This window comes from Nonomuraea candida, from assembly GCF_000725485.1.
GTDB classification, from domain to species: Bacteria; Actinomycetota; Actinomycetes; order Streptosporangiales; family Streptosporangiaceae; genus Nonomuraea; species Nonomuraea candida.
On sequence record NZ_JOAG01000136.1, the window covers coordinates 1 to 1,059 of the forward strand.

The 1,059-nt window shown below is 70.6% G+C and carries 1 protein-coding gene; it reads left to right on the top strand.

Annotated features, from left to right (window positions below; translation table 11 throughout):
* The first annotated feature begins 294 nt into the window (after positions 1-294).
* Positions 295-1,056, top strand: a complete 762-nt coding sequence (locus IO39_RS43390; RefSeq protein ID WP_043637651.1) for an SDR family oxidoreductase — start codon at positions 295-297, stop codon at positions 1,054-1,056.
* The last annotated feature ends 3 nt before the right edge of the window (positions 1,057-1,059 follow it).

The following is a 1,059-nucleotide window of genomic DNA, read 5'->3' on the forward strand; positions in this document are numbered from 1 at the left end:
GCTCGTCCACGAGCCGGTCGGCGGAGACCGTCTGTCCCCAGGACGTCAGCAGGGCCGCGAGCAGTGAGCGCACCTTCGACTCCGGCACCACCACGAGCTCGCCGTCCGCCGACCAGACGGCGAGCGGGCCCAGCACCCCGAAACGCATGGACTCACCGTACGGCCATGCCGTCCCTGCCCGGTGCGTCAGCCCGCCGCAAGCGGACCGAGAGAAAACCGCGAGGCCGGACCCGCACGCTGTGGGGTGTGCCGGTCGCCACCGGCGCCATCGCAACGTTCGACCAGGGAGTCACCATGAGCAGGTTCGCAGGCAAGAAGGCCGTCGTCACGGGCGGCACCCACGGCATGGGCCTGGCCATCGTCAAGGCGCTGCTGGACGGCGGCGCCGAGGTCGTCCTGACGGGCCGCGACGAGAGGAAGATCGAGCAGGCGCGCACCGAGCTGGGGCCGGCCGCCGCGCACGTCGTACGCTCCGACGCGGCCAGCATGATCGACATCCGCGCGCTCGGCGACACGGTACGGGACAAGCTCGGCCGCATCGACTACCTCTTCGTCAACCACGGCATCGCCGAGGTGCAGACGCTGCAGGAGGTCACCGAGGACTCCTGGGACCGGCACTTCGCCGTCAACGCCAAGGGCGCCTTCTTCACCGTGCAGAGCCTGTCGCCGCTGATCAGCGACGGCGGCGCGATCGTCTTCACCACCGTCGCCAACGACCTGATCTTCCCCGGCCTGAGCGCCTACTCCGGCTCCAAGGAAGCGGTACGCGCGATCTCCCACGTCCTGGCGGCCGAGCTGCTGCCCCGCAAGATCCGCGTCAACTCCGTCGCCCCCGGCTACATCAAGACCCCCACCATGGGCGTCGCCGGGCTGACCGAGGAGGAACGCCGCGAGTTCGAGCTGCAGGGCAGCCAGAGCACGCCGCTCAAGCGCAACGGCACCGTCGAGGAGGTCGCCGCCGCCGCGCTCTTCCTGGCCGCCGACGCGACCTTCACCACCAACGTCGAGTTCCCGGTCGACGGCGGCTTCGCCCAGGGCCTCAGCAGCACCCACTGAGCC

Bases quoted from the DNA above. Each gene is read 5' to 3' on its own strand.
- IO39_RS43390 (WP_043637651.1), top strand. From the start codon at position 295: ATGAGCAGGTTCGCAGGCAAGAAGGCCGTCGTCACGGGCGGCACCCAC.